The 20366-nt window shown below is 54.1% G+C and carries 20 protein-coding genes; 4 read left to right on the top strand and 16 right to left on the bottom strand.

The genetic code is table 11. The features are described from left to right. Positions 1-439: 439 nt before the first annotated feature. The gene (locus tag FEM41_RS16860; protein ID WP_138097356.1) at positions 440-1477 is read left to right on the top strand and encodes an AI-2E family transporter; all 1038 of its coding nucleotides are present in this window, start codon (positions 440-442) and stop codon (positions 1475-1477) included. On the opposite strand, the gene FEM41_RS16855 is transcribed toward FEM41_RS16860, so the two are convergent. Further along, positions 1467-2282 carry a Cof-type HAD-IIB family hydrolase gene (locus tag FEM41_RS16855; protein WP_138097355.1) on the bottom strand — a complete coding sequence of 272 codons (816 nt, stop codon included), beginning with the start codon at positions 2280-2282 and terminating at the stop codon, positions 1467-1469. The genes FEM41_RS16860 and FEM41_RS16855 overlap by 11 nt on opposite strands. A 123-nt stretch (positions 2283-2405) precedes the next feature. Continuing rightward, positions 2406-2636: a tautomerase PptA gene (gene pptA, locus FEM41_RS16850; protein ID WP_138097354.1), complete on the bottom strand. Its 231-nt coding sequence runs from the start codon at positions 2634-2636 to the stop codon at positions 2406-2408. A 308-nt stretch (positions 2637-2944) separates the two neighbouring features. Between pptA and FEM41_RS16845 the strand changes: the two genes are divergently transcribed. Beyond that, complete coding sequence (locus tag FEM41_RS16845; protein WP_138097353.1) at positions 2945-4225, top strand: MFS transporter; 1281 nt, start codon at positions 2945-2947, stop codon at positions 4223-4225. Between the two features lie 43 nt (positions 4226-4268). Here FEM41_RS16845 and FEM41_RS16840 read toward each other — a convergent pair whose 3' ends face one another. Continuing rightward, on the bottom strand, positions 4269-5483 hold the full coding sequence (locus FEM41_RS16840; protein WP_138097352.1) for an MFS transporter: 1215 nt from the start codon (positions 5481-5483) through the stop codon (positions 4269-4271). A 114-nt stretch (positions 5484-5597) separates the two neighbouring features. Here FEM41_RS16840 and FEM41_RS16835 point away from each other — a divergent pair, with 114 nt between their 5' ends. Then, positions 5598-6164, top strand: coding sequence for a TetR/AcrR family transcriptional regulator (locus FEM41_RS16835; RefSeq protein WP_138097351.1), 567 nt, complete (start codon positions 5598-5600; stop codon positions 6162-6164). Between the two features lie 45 nt (positions 6165-6209). Here the strand turns inward: FEM41_RS16835 and FEM41_RS16830 are convergent, their stop codons facing one another. The 4 genes from FEM41_RS16830 to FEM41_RS16815 are packed head-to-tail and all read right to left on the bottom strand — an operon-like array spanning position 6210 to position 11246. Then, complete coding sequence (locus FEM41_RS16830; protein WP_168198817.1) at positions 6210-6905, bottom strand: oligogalacturonate-specific porin KdgM family protein; 696 nt, start codon at positions 6903-6905, stop codon at positions 6210-6212. 50 nt (positions 6906-6955) lie between these two features. Beyond that, positions 6956-8113: a glycoside hydrolase family 88 protein gene (locus FEM41_RS16825; protein WP_138097349.1), complete on the bottom strand. Its 1158-nt coding sequence runs from the start codon at positions 8111-8113 to the stop codon at positions 6956-6958. A 17-nt stretch (positions 8114-8130) separates the two neighbouring features. Then, positions 8131-9390 (bottom strand): oligosaccharide MFS transporter, encoded by a 1260-nt coding sequence (locus tag FEM41_RS16820; protein WP_241666508.1) that lies wholly within the window; start codon positions 9388-9390, stop codon positions 8131-8133. Between the two features lie 11 nt (positions 9391-9401). Then, entirely contained in the window at positions 9402-11246 is a 1845-nt protein-coding gene (locus FEM41_RS16815) for a DUF2264 domain-containing protein (RefSeq protein WP_138097347.1), read from the bottom strand. 197 nt (positions 11247-11443) lie between these two features. Between FEM41_RS16815 and FEM41_RS16810 the strand changes: the two genes are divergently transcribed. Further along, the gene (locus FEM41_RS16810; protein WP_138097346.1) at positions 11444-12319 is read left to right on the top strand and encodes a helix-turn-helix domain-containing protein; all 876 of its coding nucleotides are present in this window, start codon (positions 11444-11446) and stop codon (positions 12317-12319) included. Here FEM41_RS16810 and umuC read toward each other — a convergent pair. From umuC to FEM41_RS16765, 9 genes are all read right to left on the bottom strand, one after another. Continuing rightward, positions 12292-13545 (bottom strand): translesion error-prone DNA polymerase V subunit UmuC, encoded by a 1254-nt coding sequence (gene umuC / locus FEM41_RS16805; RefSeq protein WP_138097345.1) that lies wholly within the window; start codon positions 13543-13545, stop codon positions 12292-12294. The genes FEM41_RS16810 and umuC overlap by 28 nt on opposite strands. Next, positions 13529-13966, bottom strand: a complete 438-nt coding sequence (gene umuD, locus FEM41_RS16800) for a translesion error-prone DNA polymerase V autoproteolytic subunit (protein ID WP_138097344.1) — start codon at positions 13964-13966, stop codon at positions 13529-13531. Before umuD ends, umuC begins: the two co-directional genes overlap by 17 nt. Positions 13967-14252: 286 nt before the next feature. Further along, entirely contained in the window at positions 14253-15020 is a 768-nt protein-coding gene (locus FEM41_RS16795) for a lytic polysaccharide monooxygenase auxiliary activity family 9 protein (RefSeq protein ID WP_138097343.1), read from the bottom strand. 249 nt (positions 15021-15269) lie between these two features. Next, complete coding sequence (gene pcaC, locus FEM41_RS16790) at positions 15270-15653, bottom strand: 4-carboxymuconolactone decarboxylase (RefSeq protein WP_138097342.1); 384 nt, start codon at positions 15651-15653, stop codon at positions 15270-15272. A 4-nt stretch (positions 15654-15657) separates the two neighbouring features. Continuing rightward, entirely contained in the window at positions 15658-16419 is a 762-nt protein-coding gene (pcaD, locus tag FEM41_RS16785) for a 3-oxoadipate enol-lactonase (protein WP_138097341.1), read from the bottom strand. Beyond that, on the bottom strand, positions 16416-17759 hold the full coding sequence (locus FEM41_RS16780) for a 3-carboxy-cis,cis-muconate cycloisomerase (protein ID WP_138097340.1): 1344 nt from the start codon (positions 17757-17759) through the stop codon (positions 16416-16418). The genes pcaD and FEM41_RS16780 overlap by 4 nt, the downstream gene beginning before the upstream one ends. Before the next feature lie 9 nt (positions 17760-17768). Further along, the gene (gene pcaF / locus FEM41_RS16775) at positions 17769-18971 is read right to left on the bottom strand and encodes a 3-oxoadipyl-CoA thiolase (RefSeq protein WP_138097339.1); all 1203 of its coding nucleotides are present in this window, start codon (positions 18969-18971) and stop codon (positions 17769-17771) included. Between the two features lie 10 nt (positions 18972-18981). Next, positions 18982-19638, bottom strand: coding sequence for a 3-oxoacid CoA-transferase subunit B (locus FEM41_RS16770; RefSeq protein ID WP_138099234.1), 657 nt, complete (start codon positions 19636-19638; stop codon positions 18982-18984). Positions 19639-19648: 10 nt separating this feature from the next. After that, positions 19649-20332 (bottom strand): 3-oxoacid CoA-transferase subunit A, encoded by a 684-nt coding sequence (locus FEM41_RS16765; RefSeq protein WP_138097338.1) that lies wholly within the window; start codon positions 20330-20332, stop codon positions 19649-19651. Positions 20333-20366 lie beyond the last annotated feature (34 nt).

Below are 20366 nucleotides of genomic sequence, written 5' to 3'. Positions count from 1 at the left end.
CGCTCTCCTGAACGTAAATATGATAATGCCGATCTGTTAAACGACATTTAACAGAAAGTAAATAAAAGAGAAATTAGCGTGACGGGCCGGAAAAATGCCGGGTCACGAACAGGAGAGATTGGGGCTAGAGCGCGCTGCGCCAGTGCTGTTCGCCACTAAAGAGGCTGGCGACAGAAAAAAGGGAACGATCGGTGAAAAAGAATAAAGACATCAGTGTCTGATTCATAATTTGTACAACTTATCCGCGGGTTGCTTCTCATCATTGCGGACAGAAAATTGTCTCCGGTAGCTAAACACCACTATCTTCTATCATAAGACCCTTCTGAAACTCAATTTATTTTCGGTTCTTTACCATCAGTCTCTATTTTTACGCTGGATATTTCCCAGAAACCAGCCAACATGCTATTTTTCGCCGGAGACCACTATGCGGAGAGCCGGGATGGCAAAACCCATTATTACGTTGAACGCTTTAAAACTGGTTATTATGCTGGGAATGCTGGTGATTGTGCTGGCCGGAATTAAAGTGGCCGCCGATCTTATCGTGCCCTTCGTACTGGCGCTGTTCGTTGCCGTGATCCTGAACCCGGTGGTCAGCCTGCTGGAGCGTATCCGTATTCCGCGCGCGCTGGCCATCGTGCTGCTGGTGAGCGCCATCGTCATGCTGGCCGTGCTGCTGCTGGCCTATCTGGGGACTTCGCTAAATGAACTGGCCCGCACCCTGCCCCAGTATCGTTCATCGCTGATTGCTCCGCTTTCCAGCCTGGAGCCGTGGCTACAGCGGGTTGGTATTCAGGTATCGGTCGAGGAGGTGGTGAAATATATCGATCCCAATGCCGCGATGACGCTCATCACCAACCTGCTGACCCGGCTTTCTAATGCGATGACCTCGATCTTCCTGCTGCTGTTAACGGTGGTCTTTATGCTGCTGGAAGTGCCGCAACTGCCCACCAAACTTCAGCAGTTGATGAGCCGCCCGGCTGAAGGCATGGCCGCTATTCAGCGAGCGCTGGATAGCGTTACCCACTATCTGGTGCTGAAAACCGCTATCAGTCTGGTCACCGGTCTGGTGGTATGGGGTATGCTGTCGCTGCTTTCGGTGCGTTTTGCCTTCGTCTGGGGATTACTGGCCTTTGCGCTGAACTACATCCCCAATATCGGTTCCGTGCTGGCCGCCATTCCGCCTGTTGCTCAGGTGCTGGTCTTCAGCGGCCTCTACGATGCGTTGCTGGTGGTACTCCTTTACCTGGCGGTTAATATGCTGTTCGGTAATATTCTGGAGCCGCGCATTATGGGGCGTGGGCTGGGGCTTTCTACCCTGGTGGTGTTCGTTTCGCTGATCTTCTGGGGATGGCTACTGGGGCCGGTGGGTATGCTGCTGTCGGTACCGCTGACCATTATCGTGAAGATCGCCCTGGAGCAGAGCCAGGGCGGTCGCAGCATCGCTTTTCTGCTGGGCGATGTTTCGGTTAAGCGCTAAAGGGTTTCTCGCCCTGTAACACGGCATCGATCACCTTCAGCACGCCGCTGTCGTTGTTGGAGGTGGTCTGGTATTTCGCCACCTCACTCACCGCCTCTGCGGCATTTTCCATAGCGAAGGAGTAGCCCACCAGTTCCAGCATCTCCACATCGTTGCCGCTGTCGCCCACGGCAACGCACTCCTGCGGCGCGATGTTCCAGCGCGTTAGCAGACGCGACAGGCCGCTGGCTTTGTGGGCTCCAGGGATAATCAGGTCGACAAAACCGAAACCGCTGGTAACCGGCTTCACAATACCGTCCAGTTTATGATCCAACTGGCGCACCAGGGCCGGGACTTCGGCATCCGGCAGATTCAGGGAAAACTTAAAGATCACATCGTCAACGGTACGCAGATCCTGCACCGGTTGCAGACGATGATAATGTTTTGCCATCAGACTCAGGAAAGCCTCCGGCGCCCCTTCGCGCACGTAAGCGCTCTTCAGGCCGCAGGCCACAAAGTTGGTGCCGCGGAAATCATCCAGCGCATCCAGGACTGACAGAGTGTCATCGTGGGTCAGTTCAGCGTGCCAGACCTGCTCATCACGGTCATAAATCAGGGCGCCATTCTCGGCTACAAAGGCAATCTCGTGGCGAATTTCCGGAAAGAAAGAGATGAGCTGGTAGTACTGGTTACCGCTGGCGACCACAAAGCGAATGCCCTGCTCGCGCAGCGCGGCATACTGCGCCAGAAAGCGTTGTTTATCGTACTCTTTCCTGTCGTTCAGGAAGGTGCCGTCCATATCCACAGCGATGAGCTTAATCTTCATACAACCTCGTTGTCCGGTGCCGGAATGCAAAAATAACGAGCGGCAGTATAGAACAACCGTGACTGAAGTCGCAAAAAGCTTTCGAATGAAAGCACCGCGCCAGGGAGCCCGGCGCAAGCGCTGTTACATGCTATAGCCGGGTTTCTTCACCAGGGTTTCCAGCGATGGCTGGATGATGGGATCCCAGACCTGCTCTTTCCAGGCTTCCGGAGCTACTTCAGTCAGGGCTACCGACAGCGAGCTCTCTTTGGTCTGCAGATGCTTATTCAGTACGGCATAGATATCGTCGCTCAGCGCCTGTTTCTGCTCTTCGCTCAGGTCGCGCGGGAAGTATTTAATATCAACGTGCGGCATGGTGGACTCCTTACTTGTGGGGTCATGAGTCGTTGCGGGGCACGATGCCCCAGGCATCTCTTTTTAACATTTCGGGAAATGCTTAGCGACTATAAAAATAACTCATAGCACCACAAAACAAATCCGCTTCCCAAATCATCATTTATTACGCTAACTAAAGATAATCAGAATAAAGATCACAACCTACATGAATCAGGGTTTTTATTTATTCGGCGCGTTTTATTTTAGATGGCATAAATAACATTGCTTACATCATGCTCAGCCTTTCTGGCCGGGTCCGGCATTCTTTTCACAACATCAGGTATATTATGAAAATTGGCTGGTATAGCGATCTTGGTTCGGTAGAACGTAAAACTTACTGGTCCTGTTTTGGCGGCTATGTGCTGGATGCGTTTGATTCCACCATATACTCCCTGGCAATGCCGATTCTTCTTACTATCGGTTTTCTTAGTAAATCAGATGCCGGAATTTTGAGTTCGGCGTCACTGATTGGCAGCGCTCTTGGTGGCTGGAGTGCAGGCCGTCTGGCCGATCGTTTCGGACGTACCCGGGTTTTGCGTCTGACCGTTATCTGGCTTTCCCTGTTTACCCTGCTGACCGCTTTCTGTACCAGCTTCTGGCAGTTTCTGCCGCTCCGCTTCCTTCAGGGGTTGGGTTACGGCGGCGAAATGGTGGTGTGCGGTGTATTGATTAGCGAAGTTATTCGTGCGCGGGTTCGGGGCCGGGTCGCAGCCTCTATCCAGAGCGGTTATGCCATCGGCAATGCGCTATCGCTGGCCACGCTACCGGTAGTGTTGAGTTTCTTTTCTCAGGAAATTGCCTGGCGAATCTTTTTTACTGTAGGCACGATCCCCGCCATGCTGCTGTGGTGGTTACGTCGTTCGGTTCCCGAATCGCCAGTATTTAATACTCTGTCGAACCACGTAAAAAAGGGTGGTGACAGCGGTATTTTCTCCCCGGAATTTTTGCGTATGACGGTGACCGGGACCCTATTTTCCAGCGGTGTTTTCGGTGGTGCTTATATTATGATCACCTGGCTCCCTACTTATTTACGGATAACTCTTGGCCTGCCAGTAACTTCTATGTCCGGGTATTTATGTATTAATATTCTGGGCTCACTACTCGGCCCCTTTATTTGTGGCTACATCAGCGACCGACTCGGTCGGTGGCGCACAATGATGCTGTTTCTGTGCCTGCAGGCGCTGGTGGTCGGTATCTATATGTTCGCTGACATAAGCCTTGCGGCAACCCTGATACTGGGCTTCTTTCTGGGCGCCTTTCAGGGTGGGCTGGCTTCGGGTATTACCCCTGCTTTTTCAGAGCTTTATCCAACCCGATTACGGGGCGCTGGTGCCGGATTCTGCGCCAGTTTCGGCAGAGGGTTTGGCTCTCTGATGCCAGCGGCGGTGGGTATCCTTGCCACCCATATGGCGCTCGGCCGTGCCATGGGGCTGCTGGCGATTTCGGCTTATACCATTGCGTTTATCACCTCGCATTTCCTGCCTGATGCCACCGGCGTAGGAATGGACCAGGCGGGTACGCCTAATGAACGCACCGTATTTGATGAAACAACCCGGCCCGATCCCTGACGGTATGACATCGCGAAATGACGTTTCGATGGCGATGTTCTGATTAAGCATGGGGCATATCGGGCGCTGCCTGCTGGCGCCCGACCTTGCGCACGGTAACAGCCGCGATCGCCGACAGACATAACACCAGCAGGCTCATCGCTTGCGCGGTTGCCTTCAACCCAATTACCTGAACCAGCAGCCCGGCGCTCATGGCGGGTATCGCATTCGCCAGGTAGCTTTCTATATAAAATACCGCCATCAACCCTGCCCGTTCATGGGGTTCAGCCAGCGGCACTATGCTTTTAATGGCGCCCAGGAATCCCGCCCCCAGCCCAGCACCGGCAAAAACCGAACCGACCAACAGCAGCGCGACGGATCCTGAAATGATCCCCGCCAGAATCAGTAGCGAGCCGGGAATCATCGCCATCGTTCCCCCCGCCAGCGCCCGATAGCCGCTCTGGTGCCGTGCAACGACAACCGCCGCCGCGCCGCTAAAGGCCAACAGCGCCACGGCCAGCCCCGAAAATCCCAGCGCTGTTATCCCCGTGACCTGTTGCAACAGCGAAGGCATCAGCGACAGGTAAAAACCGCACAGCGCCCAGGCAGCGATATTCACCGGACTGACCAGCAGCAGCGTGGCACGGGCCGCAGGCGGAACTGCTATCTTCGGCAGCGGCTGCCAGGCGTCAGGGCGTAGCACGCCCGCCGTCTCACGTGAAAACCAGGTCCGGATAAACTGCAGCGCAAACAGCCCAAGCAGTAGCGCATAGATGAAATGCAGCGGCGCAGGAGCATACTGCGCCAGCAGCCCGCCTCCCAGCGCGCCAACCCCCATGCCGAACAGCGGCGAAACGCCGTTAACAAAGCCGCCGCGCTGTGGAGAAAGATCGATAATGGCCGCGCTCAGGGCCGAAGTGGCAAGGCCGGTCGCCACTCCCAGTACCAGACGTGCGCCAATCAACCAGCCAATATCAGTCGCGTTCAGAAACAGCAACATGCTGGCGCCTTCAAACAGCAATGCGCCCAGGATCACCGGACGACGGCCGATACGATCCGAAAGGCGGCCAACGAACAGCAGCGTCAGTAATAGCGCAATAGCATAGGCGGCAAAGGCCACCGTGAGCAGGAAAGGAGAAAATGTCCACGCCGCCCGATAGAGCGCATATAGCGGCGTAGAGGCGCTCGACGCCGCCAGCGTCACCACCAGGGTCTGGGCATGAAGCGCGGTCAGAGCCGCATCCGACTGGCGCAGTTTTCGGGTGAGGGAACTGGACATCACGATATGACCTCTGATAAAAGCAATTTATTTGCGATTGTGGTTAGCCGGGACTATCCCACTAACGCAATTTATTTGCAATAGTCATTTTTTAGCGTTTGTCAGAGGATCTGAATGGAAGATAAAAAAAGCCGCCCGGGACCACGACCAGGCGGGCGCAGCGCGCTGGTGCAGGCCGCCGTCCACCGGGCCGTACGTGACATCCAGGCCCAGGGCGATGCACAGCAGCTCACTATCCCGGTCATTGCCGGACGGGCGGGCGTCACCCCCTCCACCATTTATCGCCGCTGGGGTACCCTGGCGGAGCTGCTGTCGGATGTTGCGGTGGAAAATCTGCGTCCGGACCGCGATCCGGAAGAGCACGGTAGCTTCAGGGCCGATCTGATCGCCTGGATAGAGCAGTATATTGAGGAGGTCTCCTCAGTGCCGGGTCGTAATATGCTGCGCACCGTTCTGGCGGTGGATAAGCCGCAGAACCGGGTGCAGTGCACCACCTACACCCTGGAGCAGGTCGAGATTATCAGGCAGCGCGCGCTGACCCGCGGCGAATCGGTTCCTGAAGGGGATGCGATCCTCGATCGCCTGGTGGCGCCGCTGATCTACCGGCTGCTGTTCGCCTCCGAACAGCCGGATCGCGCCCGAATTGAAACCCTGGTTGATGCGCTATTGGTTGATGGCTGACAATCGTTACCGGATACCTCGCTGGGTGGTAATGACCAGCCCGACTCACAGGTAATAGCGTATACCCAATCGGATGCGGTAGCGTTCGGCATGATTACCCGCATCCCTGTCCAGCCAGGAAAGCTGTATAAATGGCCGCCAGGTGTTGCTCATCTTCCATGTAACTTTATGATTCAGTTCCCAACTGTGACCTTTACCATTCTTACGGTGATATTCGCCGCTATTAATATATAAATCTGGTTCAAATTCATAATTTAACACTTCATTTATTTTATAGTTTGCCACCGCAATAAACTGATGACTGTCGTTGTAATCCATAATCCCGGAAAGGTTACGGGTCTGATAGTTCATATGGTTATAGCGATATTTAAAGGCGACAGCGAAGTCAGGACTAACAAGATAACCGAACTGGATATAAGGTGCGGTTGTTGAACCTGAGCTGGTCGAATTGATCAGACCGCCAGCATATAATGTTAGCGCATCTGTCATTTTCCACAGCGGATACCACCCTTCTATTTCATCAAAACTATGTTCAAGCTGGTCGAGATTTTTCCCGGTATTATATGTTGTTTGATAAAGCAGGCCGGCACCATTCCGGAAATGATAACCAGCGCCCAGCTTAAACTGATGCTCTTTAGAGGCACTGTCCCATGCTTCCCGAACTTCAATATACCCCACTCCATAAACAGGCCAACAGATAAAAAACAAAGAGCAATAAATAATAACCCCATACATTTTCATAATGCACCCTGATACCGGCATTGTATTAATGCCGGTATTTTTATTATTAATTACCAGTAGCGATTAAGTGGATTCTTTAGACGGGAAAGCAGTTCAAAAAAGAAATAATCCCCCCAAATGCTATATTCATCGACCCCACGTTCTTTATTCAGATTATAAACAGCATGTTTCAGATAGCCACTGGCGTCTGACCTGCCATCAAAATAGTGATGAATAAGTTCCGTCGTGATATTCAGTGCCTGACGGATAAACTGCTCTCTTTGTGGGTCAAGGATTGAAAGAAAATTGACCAGCTCCAGCAATCCACAGACGGCTATAACAGCAGCGGAACTATCCTTTGGCGTATCGGGGGCAGTCAGCGACAGATCCCAGTAGCAGATCTGGTCTTCAGGTAAATGGCAAAGAAAATATCGGGCAGCATTGATCGCTGCCTGTAGAAATCGCGAATCTCCGGTTTCCCGATAGCTCAGCGCGAAGCCATAGATAGCCCATGCCTGACCGCGGGCCCAGCATGAATCGTCGGCAAATCCCTGATGAGTTCCTCCTCTTAGCGGCGCGCCGGTGCCAGCATCCATATAAAAGGTGTGATACGTCGAATAATCACTACGCATCAGATAGTTCATGGCCTGTCTGGCATGACTACGGGCACAGGCCGCATAGCCCGCATCTCCAGTCTCTTTTGTTGCCCAGTACAGCAAAGGCAGGTTCATCAGGCAGTCGATAATCATCCGCCCGCGCTGCTCCGGATCGTCAAGATTCCCCCAGGCCTGAATAATTCCGGCCGTCGGCAAATAGCGTGCAATCAGCAGATCCGCCGCGCCAAGCGCCGCTTTCCGCGCGTCCTGATTCCCCATAAAGCGCCATGCGTTCACGCAAGAGAGTGAATAGAGGAAGCCAAGATCGTGCGTATCCAGCTCATGCCGAATGGCGAGTCGGGAACGAAAACTGTCAACCTGCTGCGCCAGTTGACTGGCATAGAAGCTATCACCGCTCAGTTTCCATGCCAGCCCGGTTATCCCACTCCAGAATCCTGTCGTCCAGTCGGTGTTGGGTGTCAGTGGATATTGTCCATCAACACTACAGGCCGCAGGATACTGATTTGCGAAGCTTCGCAGCTGATATTTCAGTTTGGCGCAGGCTCTGGTGATTAATTCATCTATTATCTGTTCATCTAGTGCCTGGCGGGAGTTTTCGTCATAGATATACATATCAGATTCCTGTCGGATTATTTTCCTTGCTGGAGTGGATGGGTTGCAGAGATTAATTTCCTGCCCCCTTTTCGCTTTTCATTTCTAAGGACAAAAGCCGAAACGAGACTGAAAACGATGATAATCCCCCCCATAATAAAATAGGATTGACTAAAGCCTATTTTGTCGTAAAGCGCGCCAATTGGTGCTGAAACAAAGATAGTGCCAACATAAATAAAACACTGATAACCAATCAAATACATAGTTGAGTTGACACGCTTATCAAAGTTATCGGCAATATATTTAAAAACCGCAATCAGCAACATAGCATTTTCCAGTCCATAAAACGGCTTGATAAAGGCAATCATCAACGCACTGGTTGCAAATCCGGAAATAACCAGACGGGCACCGATAAGCAAACCGGCAGCAATCAGGGTTTTATAGGGACCTATTCGGTTGACCAGCCAGGGAACCGTCATCATTGAGACAAACTCCACAATTGCCTGTACGGTACTCAGATAACCGTACCAGGAGGTCCCCTGTTTATTTCCGTTAAAGAATGAGACAAAATAGCGAGGAAACTGCTGCTCGGCGATATGCATTATCCAGACGATTCCCGCAACATAGAAACAGAAGCGCCAGAATTCCCCCTGAGTTAACAGATCGCGGACATCAGACAGATTGATTTTCTTTTTAGGCACTACGGCATTTTCAAGATTATCAGAAGCAGGGATCCTGATGCTGATGAGCAGAGCCAACATCACCAGAGACATGATGCTACTGATAGTAAAGTTAATCACCGGTGAGACATTAAACAGAATACCAGCGAAGGATGCCGTAACAGCAGCGCCACAGGAGCCCCACATACGGATCCGGCCAAACTCAAACCCTTTGAGGCGCCCAAAACGATCGCAGTAGGATTCCGACACGCCAATCCCCGCATACCAGGCAAGACTCAGGTACAGCGCTCCCACCACCACTCCTGTATAGAAATCATTCACAAGCAGCGGGTGGTAAACATAACTAAAAAAGGGCATCAGCAGAGATGACATCACTGCCACAAAATAAAGCAGGTATTTCTTCATACCCAATTTATCCGTGATATAGCCGTACACCGGTTTTAATACTACGGCAAATGCGCCATTGACACCAAATACCGCACCAATTTCAGCGCTGGTCAGAGTGGCATGCTGGCCCAACCAGATAGCATACAGGCTAAAACTCATTGTCCAGACAACAAAATAGAGAAACATAAAAGCGCTTATTTTTATATAATCGCTTTGATTATTAATGCCCATGACATTCACCATTATTCATCATAGATATTTAATTCATGCACAGCATTATTTGTAACGACCAATAACTTTTTTTGATTAATTCTTATCTCAGGTAATCCATCGATATTATGAACATTTCCCTGACCGGCCTGAACCCATGCAACTAAAATGTGGACTCCTGGACTCAATGCCTTTCTGAGTACCGGCACACCGCTACTCCCAGGATAAATAATATTACTGGCTGGTGGTGAAACAACCACATCACGATCCCTGGTACAACCAGGAGAGATATCAATAATATGGCTAAATAAATCAAACTCCCGATTGACTAACGGCCCCATTTTATCTGGAAGGCCAGCGTCTGATAACGGCACAGGAAATCCTCCCTCTACGCTATCAAGTGCCCGCTGGGTGGTAATAAAATGAATGCTAAGATGCCCCGAGATTAACGGCATCAGCCAGCTTTTAATGTCTACATCAGACCAGGGTGACCAGCGAGTAAATATATAATCCTGCGTCGTTACCGATTCGCAAGAAGCGCGGCGCCCCCGATAATATTCATCCTGTTCAGATAATAGCAGCGTTGAATCACAGGCATTGAGTTCAATACCGAAGCGACTTTTTTCCAGATTAAATCCAAGCAGCGAAGAATAGGCAAATTTGCCATATTTACTTTCCATATTATTATAATTTTTTGCCGCAACCTGACCGGCATTCAGTAGATAGTGATGACGGTTGTTCCGGTCATGATGGACCAGTTGTTCGGTATGGGCCAGACGGGCAACCTGACTGACCACAGGTAGAGTCTGTTCCGGCGTTTCCCAGAATGGGTGAGCCTCATCAAGTATCAGGATAAGAAATGCCTTGCAACACCAGTAAGGCGAGCCCGGCGCATTATAGTCTTCAGCGATCGCCGCATTCGCATAGCTGTAACCCACCGTCAGCGTTCCCCGCGGGTCGGTCATCTCCTGCTGCGCCCACCAGCGGAAGTTTCTCAGAACCAGCCCCTTTACCACTCCCGCTGGCACGCCGTTAATCCCGGCAAAAGCGGCGGCACTCCAGAATGCAACCTGCGCAAATCGGTAGGTCAGACTGCGGCCAAAGGGGATCGCTGCGCCGTTTTCAGCAAACATATGCAGAAAATCGTGGGCAAAAATCGAAGCGCGCTCCCGAAGCATTTGACATCGCGTAGGATCCTGATCTGCCATCAATTTTGAATACAACAGACCGTAATAATGAAACGCCATGGCATTGTAATAATCACGGGGCCGTTGACGGCCATCGCTGTACCAGCCTTCACCCAGATAATAGTCGTCGATTCTGGCAAAATATTTATCGATAATATGCCGGGACCAGGAGTGCCCTGACAGGCAGAGCCCCATTTCCACCATGATGGGAAAGAAGGACCAGTTATTACAAGGCAGTTCGACCCGACGTAGTTGATGGAGCCAGGCCACCAGGTTTTCTGTCTCCTGCGCGGACAGATACTGATTAAATGACGCACCAGCCAACGCGAGCCCAACCCCCAGAACGGCCATTTCAACGCAGCGCTGGTCAAAATCCACCAGATCTCCCCAATAGTGTTCATGCCCGGGATCGGTTCCCTGAGCAATCAAGCGAAACACTTCGCTCGTATTCATTGAGTGATCGTTCTTTCCGGCAATTACCGGAAATACTCCCCACAACAGACGGCAGAAACTTTCCATTGCCGCCGTTCGACGACCATATACAGGAATAATATTACCCAAAGAAATACCCGCAGAATGCGAATCTCTGTAACGCCAGACGGCAGAAAACAGCGTTTCAAACCACTGCTGGACATCCTGCTTTGTTTCCAGCTTTACGGTTTGGCGACAACCAGGTTTCATCGGTTCCATTATTCCCCCTCTCTCTCCAGGTATTAAGCGCAGCGTGCAGCGTTATGGAGGGGGAAAATATGGGCAAAACCTGTCACAAATTGTTAACACGATCACAGTTCTGATTCTGTAACCTTTAACCAGCCATTAAAAAATTACTTTTCAGCCAGAAACGTCACTATCATGCACAGAAATTATACTATCTTGATGTGTCCGTGATGACTAATACCGCGTTACTCGATTTAATTCACTATGACGATCTTTATACCGAACTGAGGCGAGTAGAAGGCAACAGCGCCGACTATTTCCACTGGCATCAGTGTCTTGAAATCCTCTATATTGAGTCCGGCGTCGGACTAGTTATTGTCGATAATCAGAAGTTTACCGCTCGCCCTGGCAGGTTGTTTATATTCCCACAAAACAAGCTTCATAAAGTTAAGGTCGACAGTGATATCAACAATTATTATTCCCGAACTATTATTCATGTCGACCCTGAATATATTGCGACCTTTATTCGTCCTTTCAAAAGCGCCTGGCAATTATACAGTGAGATGATCGCCGATAACGCTAAAGTCTCTATTTACGATTTTTCTGCTAACATGGTACGTATATCACACCTGCTCGATTCGCTGACAGAAAATTACGAGGCAACCAGTAAAGGCGAAGTAATCGCTTTATTTATCCTCAATCTGCTACAGCTTCTGCCAGATGGTGTATTTATCAATTCCGGATCTTCGGGCCTACTGTCATCCCGGATGATGCACTATGTTGATCAACATTTCCGTTCAGGCATTACGCTGGAAGAGCTCGCCTCTCACCTGTCGCTGTCTGGAAGTCATATTTCCCGCCAGTTCAGAAAAGAAACCGGCAGCACATTCCAGGAATACCTCATTATCAGACGGATCAAATATGCCTGTTATCTGCTTGAACAGACGGAGCTGGCGGTGTCAGAGATTGCGTTACAGTCCGGCTTTAACTATGTGACCTATTTTATCAAATGCTTTAGCCAGGTGACTGGCACCACTCCATTGCGATTTAAGAAAAACAGTAGAAAACCATCAAAATATCAGCCCGCCACCGGCAGGTCCCCATAGCGCGTGGTATAGCAGGGTGAAAGAAAGGCGCGCTTCATGGCCCAGCGTTCGCCGGTGCCCTGCCCGGCAAACCAGATCTTCCCCCTTCCCTGGCGGTTAATGGCGTCCAGCGCCTGCATCAGCTTTTCGCCATTGGCTCTGGGAGCGTAGCTGTCGAACAGATTAAGCTGCGCTACGCCGCGGCTGTAAAAGTCGCCCAGCATCACCCCCACTTTCAGATAGCGCGGCCCCGGTTTCCATACCGCATCCAGCGCCCGAATCGCGGCAGCGGTGATATCCCGGGTGTCCTGAGTCGGCGTCAGCAGCCGTATGCCAGCACTGTTGCTGTAGTAAGCCTGGTGCCTGTCGTGGGGGCTGTTTTTGATAAAGGTCGCCACATAGCGGCAGTACTGGCGCTCTCCCCGTAGTTTCTCCGCCGCCCGGGCGGCCCAGGCGCAGACCGCTTCGCGCACCGGGTCATACTCCGTCAGCCGCTCAGCAGAAGAGCGCGAGCTGATAATCTCCTGCTTCACCGGAGCGAACTCCTCAAAGGCCAGACAGGATTCACCGCGCAGTTCACGCACCGTGCGCTCCAGCACCACGTTAAAATTTTTGCGGATAAACCAGAGATCGCTCTGCGCCAGCGCCAGAGCGCTGGTGATACCCATAGTATGGATCCGCTGTCCCAGACGGCGTCCGATGCCCCAGACCTCTTCGGGGGGCATAATCGCCAGCAGCCTGCGCTGGCGCACCGGATCCGAAAGATCCACCACGCCACCGGTGGCTGGCCAGCGCTTAGCGGCGTGGTTAGCCAGTTTCGCCAGGGTCTTACTCGGCGCGATTCCCACCCCCACCGTCAGACCAGTATCGCGCTTAATGCAGCGCCGTATTTCACAGCCCAGAGCATGGAGATCGGCCACGCCGCTCAGATCCAGAAAGGCTTCATCAATGGAATAACACTCTACCGCCGGGGCAAAACCTTCCAGAATCGCCATCACCCGCGCCGACATATCGGCATACAGGGCGTAGTTGGAGCTGAACACCTGAACGCCGTAACGCTCCACCCGCTGGCGAATCTTAAAAAAGGGCTCTCCGCGCGCGATACCCGCCTGCTTTGCCTGTGCATTACGGGCCACCACGCAGCCGTCGTTATTACTCAGCACAATGACCGGGCGGTTTTTCAGATCGGGGCGAAACAGCGTCTCGCAGGCAGCGTAGAAGCTGTTAACGTCAACCAGCGCGTACATGCTGATGAACCGCTTTCAGAACCCAGGTGACCACCCCAAAGATCTCCAGGCTTTCCCCTTCGCCGGGAACGATGGGGCGATATTCGGGATTATGGGGCACCAGTCGTACCTGCGGGCGGGTTTGCAGCTCTTTAACGGTAAATTCGCCGTCCAGCGCGGCAATGACAATATCGCCATGGCGGGCGGTCAGGGAGCGATCCACCACCAGCAGATCGCCGCTGGCGATCCCGGCCTGAATCATCGAGTCACCGGCGGTTTTAACAAAGTAGGTAGCGCTGGGGCGCTGAACCACCAGCTGGTTGAGATCGATACGCGCTTCCACGTAGTCCTGGGCCGGGCTGGGAAAGCCGCAGGCCACGGTGCTGGCAAACAGCGGCAGGGGTAAATCGGCATGGCAATCGACAACGTTAACTCTGCTCATGTCAGGCATCCATAAAATACTGTATATAAATACAGTACTACGTGTTTTGGGTACAATCAAGCATGCCGGAGCCTGATTTGGCTATCTGTCTGAGGAGAAGGGAAATTTGATTTTGCGCAGAAAAACAGCGTCACCCGGTAGCGCCAGTACGTAATAAACGACAGGTTTACCGGGTGACGTCATATTATCATTTAACGCCCTGCCTTATGGATAAAGGGAAGCGTCAAAATAAGATATTGCAGCAGGAAATTATCACCACCAGGGATAATAAAATTTAATTATTTCATTAACTGGCATCCTTTAAAACCACATCGCTACAACTGAAAAAGGTTTCACGTGCCGGATCGTTACGTTCCCACATAATATAAACAATGGATTTCTTACAGCTCACTATATAGCCATCGGGTAATTTTACATCCAGTGCATAATGTCCGGGAGTATTTTCATGTTTTGTGGAATTTGCCACATCCGGCGTTCCTTCATGTTTAACTTCAGGAGATTCCACCAGGTCACCCCATTTCAAACGACTGGTTGTGGGATCGAAACTGGCATTACTAAAGAATACCCTGAATTTACTGGGGTCGTGCATCTGAGTGGCCTTATAGACCAACTGAACACGTCCATCTTTCACGTCAAGCTCGGAAGTTTGCCACTCCGCACTGGGCAGGTTAATACCCTCATAAACCCCTGTTTTCCCGGCAGAGCAAAGCATACCATCAGGTACCAGATCGATAGGTTTATCCGGCGTTGTCGAACTCGAGATATTTTGCGAATACGCAGACCATTCATTAAACGCAGCAGGACGTTGCCAGTTTTCAAAATCGCCATTCTGATAAGCCTGCTTACAGGCACCATTTTTAATCCCGGAACCGTCGGGCGGATTATCAAAATCATTCTGAAGTTTACAGTAGTACTGACGGGATACCGGATTTTCCGCAGAACCATGCATGGGGGCAGGTGTGGCTTCTGCCGCGTTTTTTTCCGCAGCCATTGATGCGGAACTAAACCCGGAAAGCGCGAAAAGACAACTTAACGCAAGGCCAGAGTATTTCATCAATTTTACCTTTATTTTAACAAGGGAGATAGTCAAGTTTCTTTATTTTCAGCACAGCCACAATGAGTATAGACGCAAGAATAGAAAGACAAGAAATAAATTGAATGTCTTTTATTATTGCCGTTTAATCAGTGAATAACGTAATAAACATGAAGTGATAAAAATAATATCCACCAGGAAATACAAGGGAATTGCGATAAAAATAAAAACGCCGCGGGCGTCTTCTGCCAGCGGCGGTCACAGCGACAATCAGACGTCGTCCTGCTCGTCAAACACCTGTTGGGCCAGGTGCAGCGTGGCGTTGGCGGCGGGCAGACCGCAATACAGTGCCGAATGCATAATCAGCTCTTTCAGCTCGTCCCGGGTGACGCCGTTATTACGGGCGGCCCGCAGATGCATTTTTAGCTCCGCTTCGCGGTTCAGGGCAATCAGCATGGCGATGGTGATCATGCTGCGGGTATGGCGGCTCAGACCCGGTCGGGTCCAGGTTTCTCCCCAGGCGTAGCGGGTGATGAAGTTCTGGAACTCTTCATTTAGCGGGCTCAGGTTTTCCAGCGTTCTGTCGACATGGGCATCGCCCAGCACCGCGCGCCGCACCTCCATTCCCTGCTGATAGCGTTCATCATCGTGCATTGCTTTACCCCTCCTGCTGCTGCAAAAAGCTCAGCAGCGCGGCATTGAACTGGCTGGCGGCTTCGATGTTCGACAGATGCGAAGCAGGCAGCGTTACCATTTGGGCGCCCGAAACCTGCTCGCGCAGGAATTCACTGTCGGCCACCGTGGTCACCGGATCCGCCTCACCGGCAATCAGCAGTAGCGGCAGCGCGATCTCCCCCACTTCTGCCCGCAGGTCGGCACCGGCCAGCGCTTCACAGCATTCGGCGTAGCCTTCGGCATTGCTGGCAGCAAGCGTATGCACCAGCGGCTCCACCACCGCGGGCGACTTCTGGCGAAACGCCCGGGTGAACCAGCGATCGGCGGCGCCGGCGGCCACCACCGGCATGCCTTCCTGGCGTACGGTGCGGGCCCGGGAAAGCCAGCCAGCCTGGTCGCCTATCTTCGCCGCGCTGTTGGCGACCGTCACGCTGTAAAACCGCTCTGGCGCAAAGCGCGCCAGCCACAGACCGGTCAGCCCGCCCATAGATATCCCGCAAAAATGGGCCTTGTCGATCCCCTCACGGGTCATGATATTCAGCACGTCCTCGCCCAGCTGCGCCAGCGTTACTTTCCCGCTCTTAGGGGTCTGGCCGTGACCGTGGGTGTCGTAGCGCAGCACCCGGAAGTGCGGCAGCAGTGCATCACGCTGGCCGTTCCACATCGACAGGTCGGTTCCCAGCGAGTTAGAGAGAATCACCACCGGCGCATCGTCGCGCCCTTCAAGCTGGTAATGAATAGTCATAAGGATTCCTTACTTCGCGCCAGCACCTGGCGCAAAAAATGGTCGGCGCTGCCGGTGGCCCCGGCGGGATCCAGCAGGCTCGCAATCTGTGATTCAGACAGGTAACGGCTTACCGTTTCATCCTGTTGCAGCAGCCACGCCAGCGGCTGGTTATCATCCAGCGCCTGGTGGCACAAACGCTCCACCAGATGGTGCGCCCGGGCTTTGCCCATCTGCGGCGCCAGCGCCAGAGTGACCGACTCCGCCATAATCAACCCGTGGGTGATATCCAGATTCTGGCGCATTTTTTGAGGATAAACCTGCATCCCTTCCACCAGCGTCAGGGCATTGTCCAACACGCCGCCGGTCAGGGTCGCCAGCTGCGGCAGCGTTTCCCACTCCGCCTGCCAGCCCCCCAGAGCCCGTTCATGCTGCTGATTCTGGGCAGCATACAGCGCCGCCATCAGCCCCGGGATCCGGCCTGTGCTACTGAGGATAGCAGCACAGGTGACGGGATTGCGCTTGTGGGGCATGGTCGAAGAGCCGCCGCGCCCTTCCGCCACCGGCTCCGAAACTTCGGCCACTTCGGTCTGCATCAGTAGCGCGAAATCACCGGCGAATTTGCCCAGCGAAGCGGCAAGACCAGCAAACCAGCCTGCCGCTTCCAGCAGCCGGTCGCGCTGGCTGTGCCACGGCGTATCGGGAACGCCAAGCGCCAGCTCCCGGGCCAGAGCCTGAATGACTACAGGCCCCTGCGCCTTTAGAGACGCCAGGGTGCCCGCAGCGCCGCCCAGTTGAATCACCAGCAGTCGCGGACGCATTTCATTGAGCCGCGCCCGGTGACGCAGCAGCGCATCCAGGGTTCCCGCCAGCTTCAGGCCGTAGGTGGTCGGTAGCGCATGCTGTAGCCAGGTGCGCCCCGGCATCAAACTGGCGGCATGATCCCCGACCTGACGGGTCAGCGCGGTAATCAACCGGTTCAACTGCGTTTCCGCCTGTTCCAGCGCCGCGCGCAGTTGCAGGATCAGGCCGGTGTCAATGGCGTCCTGACTGGTGGCTCCCCAGTGTACATAGCGGGCCGCCTGCTCATCTTCGCCCCTGACCACGGCGGTCAGTTGTTTAACCAGCGGAATGGCGAGATTCCCCGCCAGTGCCGCGTCCCGGGCCAGGGCGTCGCTATCCAGCCGCTCCGCCTGACAGCAGGCGCTAATGGCCGCCGCCGCCTCCCGGGGCACCATATCGCAACTGGCCTGAGCGCGGGTCAGCGCCGCTTCGAAATCCAGCATCCCCTGTAGCAACGCCCGATCGCTAAAGCAGTCGCTGAGCGATGAGCCGTGAAACAGCGGAGTGTAAAGTGACATCGTTTCTCCTTATACGCGTTCCAGCACCAGGGCGATCCCCTGGCCCACGCCGATACACATGGTGCACAGCGCATAGCGTCCGCCGCTGCGCTTTAGCTGATACGCCGCCGTCATCGCCAGACGTCCGCCGGATGCGCCCAGCGGGTGCCCCAGAGCAATGGCGCCGCCGTTGGGATTTACGTGGGCCGCATCATCCGGCAGTTCCAGCGAACGCATCACCGCCAGCGCCTGGGCGGCAAATGCTTCATTCAACTCGATAACATCCATCTGCGCCAGGGAAAGTCCGGTCTGCGCCAGCACTTTTCTGACCGCCGGTGCCGGGCCAAAGCCCATAATCCGCGGCGCCACGCCTGCCGTCGCCATGCCCACCACCCGGGCCAGCGGCTGGAGGTTGTTATCGCGCATCGCCATCTCGCTTGCCAGCAGCAGCGCGCAGGCGCCGTCGTTAACACCGGAGGCATTACCGGCAGTGACGGTGCCGTCCGGGCGCACTACCCCTTTCAGTTTAGCCAGGGCCTCCGCCGAGGTGGAACGCGGATGTTCGTCCCGGATAAATAGCAGCGGCTCGCCCTTACGCTGGGGAATCGAGACCGGAATCAGCTCATCGTCAAACAGTCCCAGCTCCTGAGCCCGGGCGGTACGCAACTGGCTGCGCAGTGCAAAGGCGTCCTGATCGGCGCGGTTAATATTGAAATCATCGGCCACGTTTTCGGCGGTTTCCGGCATCGAATCCACGCCATATGCCGCCTTCATCAGCGGGTTGATAAAACGCCAGCCGATGGTGGTATCTTCCATCTTCATGGTACGGCTGAAGGCTTTGTCCGCCTTACCCATCACAAAGGGAGCACGGGACATGCTCTCGACCCCGCCTGCGATCGCCATCTGCGCCTCGCCGCTCTTGATGGCGCGCGCCGCCATACCGATGGTGTCCAGGCTGGAGCCGCACAGCCGGTTAACGGTGCTGGCGGGAACGCTTTCCGGTAACCCGGCCAGCAGCAGCGCCATCCGCGCCACGTTGCGGTTATCCTCCCCCGCCTGGTTGGCGCAGCCATAGAGCACATCATCGATCCGACTCCAGTCCAGGTTAGGGTGTCGTTCCATCAGCGCCTTAATCGGCAGCGCCGCCAGATCGTCCGCCCGTACGGTGGAAAGTGTGCCGCCATAGCGACCAAAGGGGGTACGTACCGCATCGCAAATAAATGCCTGAGTCATGTGATATTCCTTATGCGCTTTCCGCCAGAGGTTCAAAATTGAGGGTTACCGGCGTGATTCTCTGTAGCTCCTGGGCTGGCAAACCGTTGAAGATCTCTCTGACTACCGGCCCCTGAGGGGTAATATCGATCACCGCCAGGTCGGTGTAGATTCTGCTGACGCAGCCCACGCCGGTCAGCGGGTAACTGCAGCTTTCCACCAGCTTGCTCTGGCCGTCTCGGGTCAGGTGATCCATCATCACGAAGACCTGACGGGCGCCGATGGCCAGATCCATCGCTCCGCCCACTGCCGGAATGGCGTCTGGCGCGCCGGTGCTCCAGTTCGCCAGATCGCCACAGGCCGACACCTGGTAGGCCCCCAGCACGCAGATATCCAGGTGGCCGCCGCGCATCATGGCGAAGGAGTCGCCGTGGTGGAAAAAGCAACCGCCTTTCAGCAGCGTCACTTGCTCTTTCCCTGCGTTGATCAGCTCCGGATCCTCTTCACCCGGCGCTGGCTTCGGCCCCATGCCCAGCAGACCGTTTTCGCTGTGCAGGAAAATCTCTTTATCGGCAGGAAGATAGTTGGCAATGCGGGTGGGTAGCCCAATCCCCAGGTTGACGTACGCCCCTTCCGGGATGTCACGCGCCACGCGTCGGGCCATTTCGTCACGGGTCATTTTTTGCATCATTTGCTCCTCAGGCGCTCTGTGCCACGTCGTGATGCAGACCAATCAGGCGCTGCACGAAGATCCCCGGCGTCACAATGTTTTCCGGATCCAGATCGCCCAGCGGCACAATGCGGCTTACTTCGGCAATGGTGGTGGTCGCGGCGGTCGCCATAATCGGACCAAAGTTGCGCGCCGCTTTGCGGTAAATCAGGTTGCCCCAGCGGTCGCCCAGATGGGCCTTAATCAGCGCGAAATCGGCTTTTATGGGATATTCCAGCACATAGTGGCGGCCATCGATTTCCCGGCTCTCTTTGCCCTGCGCCAGCGGCGTGCCGTAGCCGGTGGGGGTGAAGACAGCCCCCAGTCCGGCACCGGCCGCCTGAATACGCGCCGCCAGGTTGCCCTGGGGCACCAGCTCCAGCGCCACTTTGCCGCGGCGATAGAGGTCGTCGAAAATCTGCGAATCTACCTGACGGGGGAAGGAGCAAATCATCTTACGCACCCTTCCCGCCTTCAGCAGCGCCGCCAGCCCCACCTCGCCATTACCGGCATTGTTATTAATAATGGTCAGGTCGCCAGCGCCCTGCGCTATCAGGGCATCGATCAGGGCGGTGGGTTGACCGGCGGGGCCAAAACCGCCAATCATGATGGTGGCGCCGTCATGAATATCGGCCACCGCTTCCTCCAGCGAGGAGACGCTTTTGTCAATCATCACTCTGCTCCTTGTTGTGCGTACATCGCACAAA

The organism is Jejubacter calystegiae (genome assembly GCF_005671395.1).
Classification (GTDB): domain Bacteria; phylum Pseudomonadota; class Gammaproteobacteria; order Enterobacterales; family Enterobacteriaceae; genus Jejubacter; species Jejubacter calystegiae.
This window is presented reverse-complemented; position numbering and strand designations above follow the sequence as displayed.

Coding starts and splice junctions, on each gene's coding strand:
- FEM41_RS16825 (WP_138097349.1), bottom strand. CDS start 8,113: ATGTATATCTATGACGAAAACTCCCGCCAGGCACTAGATGAACAGATA.
- pcaF (WP_138097339.1), bottom strand. CDS start 18,971: ATGACTCAGGCATTTATTTGCGATGCGGTACGTACCCCCTTTGGTCGC.
- FEM41_RS16795 (WP_138097343.1), bottom strand. CDS start 15,020: ATGAAATACTCTGGCCTTGCGTTAAGTTGTCTTTTCGCGCTTTCCGGG.
- FEM41_RS16820 (WP_241666508.1), bottom strand. CDS start 9,390: ATGGGCATTAATAATCAAAGCGATTATATAAAAATAAGCGCTTTTATG.
- FEM41_RS16810 (WP_138097346.1), top strand. CDS start 11,444: ATGACTAATACCGCGTTACTCGATTTAATTCACTATGACGATCTTTAT.
- pptA (WP_138097354.1), bottom strand. CDS start 2,636: ATGCCGCACGTTGATATTAAATACTTCCCGCGCGACCTGAGCGAAGAG.
- FEM41_RS16840 (WP_138097352.1), bottom strand. CDS start 5,483: ATGTCCAGTTCCCTCACCCGAAAACTGCGCCAGTCGGATGCGGCTCTG.
- FEM41_RS16860 (WP_138097356.1), top strand. CDS start 440: ATGGCAAAACCCATTATTACGTTGAACGCTTTAAAACTGGTTATTATG.
- FEM41_RS16770 (WP_138099234.1), bottom strand. CDS start 19,638: ATGCAAAAAATGACCCGTGACGAAATGGCCCGACGCGTGGCGCGTGAC.
- FEM41_RS16855 (WP_138097355.1), bottom strand. CDS start 2,282: ATGAAGATTAAGCTCATCGCTGTGGATATGGACGGCACCTTCCTGAAC.
- pcaD (WP_138097341.1), bottom strand. CDS start 16,419: ATGACTATTCATTACCAGCTTGAAGGGCGCGACGATGCGCCGGTGGTG.
- umuC (WP_138097345.1), bottom strand. CDS start 13,545: ATGTACGCGCTGGTTGACGTTAACAGCTTCTACGCTGCCTGCGAGACG.
- FEM41_RS16830 (WP_168198817.1), bottom strand. CDS start 6,905: ATGAAAATGTATGGGGTTATTATTTATTGCTCTTTGTTTTTTATCTGT.
- pcaC (WP_138097342.1), bottom strand. CDS start 15,653: ATGCACGATGATGAACGCTATCAGCAGGGAATGGAGGTGCGGCGCGCG.
- FEM41_RS16815 (WP_138097347.1), bottom strand. CDS start 11,246: ATGGAACCGATGAAACCTGGTTGTCGCCAAACCGTAAAGCTGGAAACA.
- FEM41_RS16835 (WP_138097351.1), top strand. CDS start 5,598: ATGGAAGATAAAAAAAGCCGCCCGGGACCACGACCAGGCGGGCGCAGC.
- FEM41_RS16765 (WP_138097338.1), bottom strand. CDS start 20,332: ATGATTGACAAAAGCGTCTCCTCGCTGGAGGAAGCGGTGGCCGATATT.
- FEM41_RS16780 (WP_138097340.1), bottom strand. CDS start 17,759: ATGTCACTTTACACTCCGCTGTTTCACGGCTCATCGCTCAGCGACTGC.
- FEM41_RS16845 (WP_138097353.1), top strand. CDS start 2,945: ATGAAAATTGGCTGGTATAGCGATCTTGGTTCGGTAGAACGTAAAACT.
- umuD (WP_138097344.1), bottom strand. CDS start 13,966: ATGAGCAGAGTTAACGTTGTCGATTGCCATGCCGATTTACCCCTGCCG.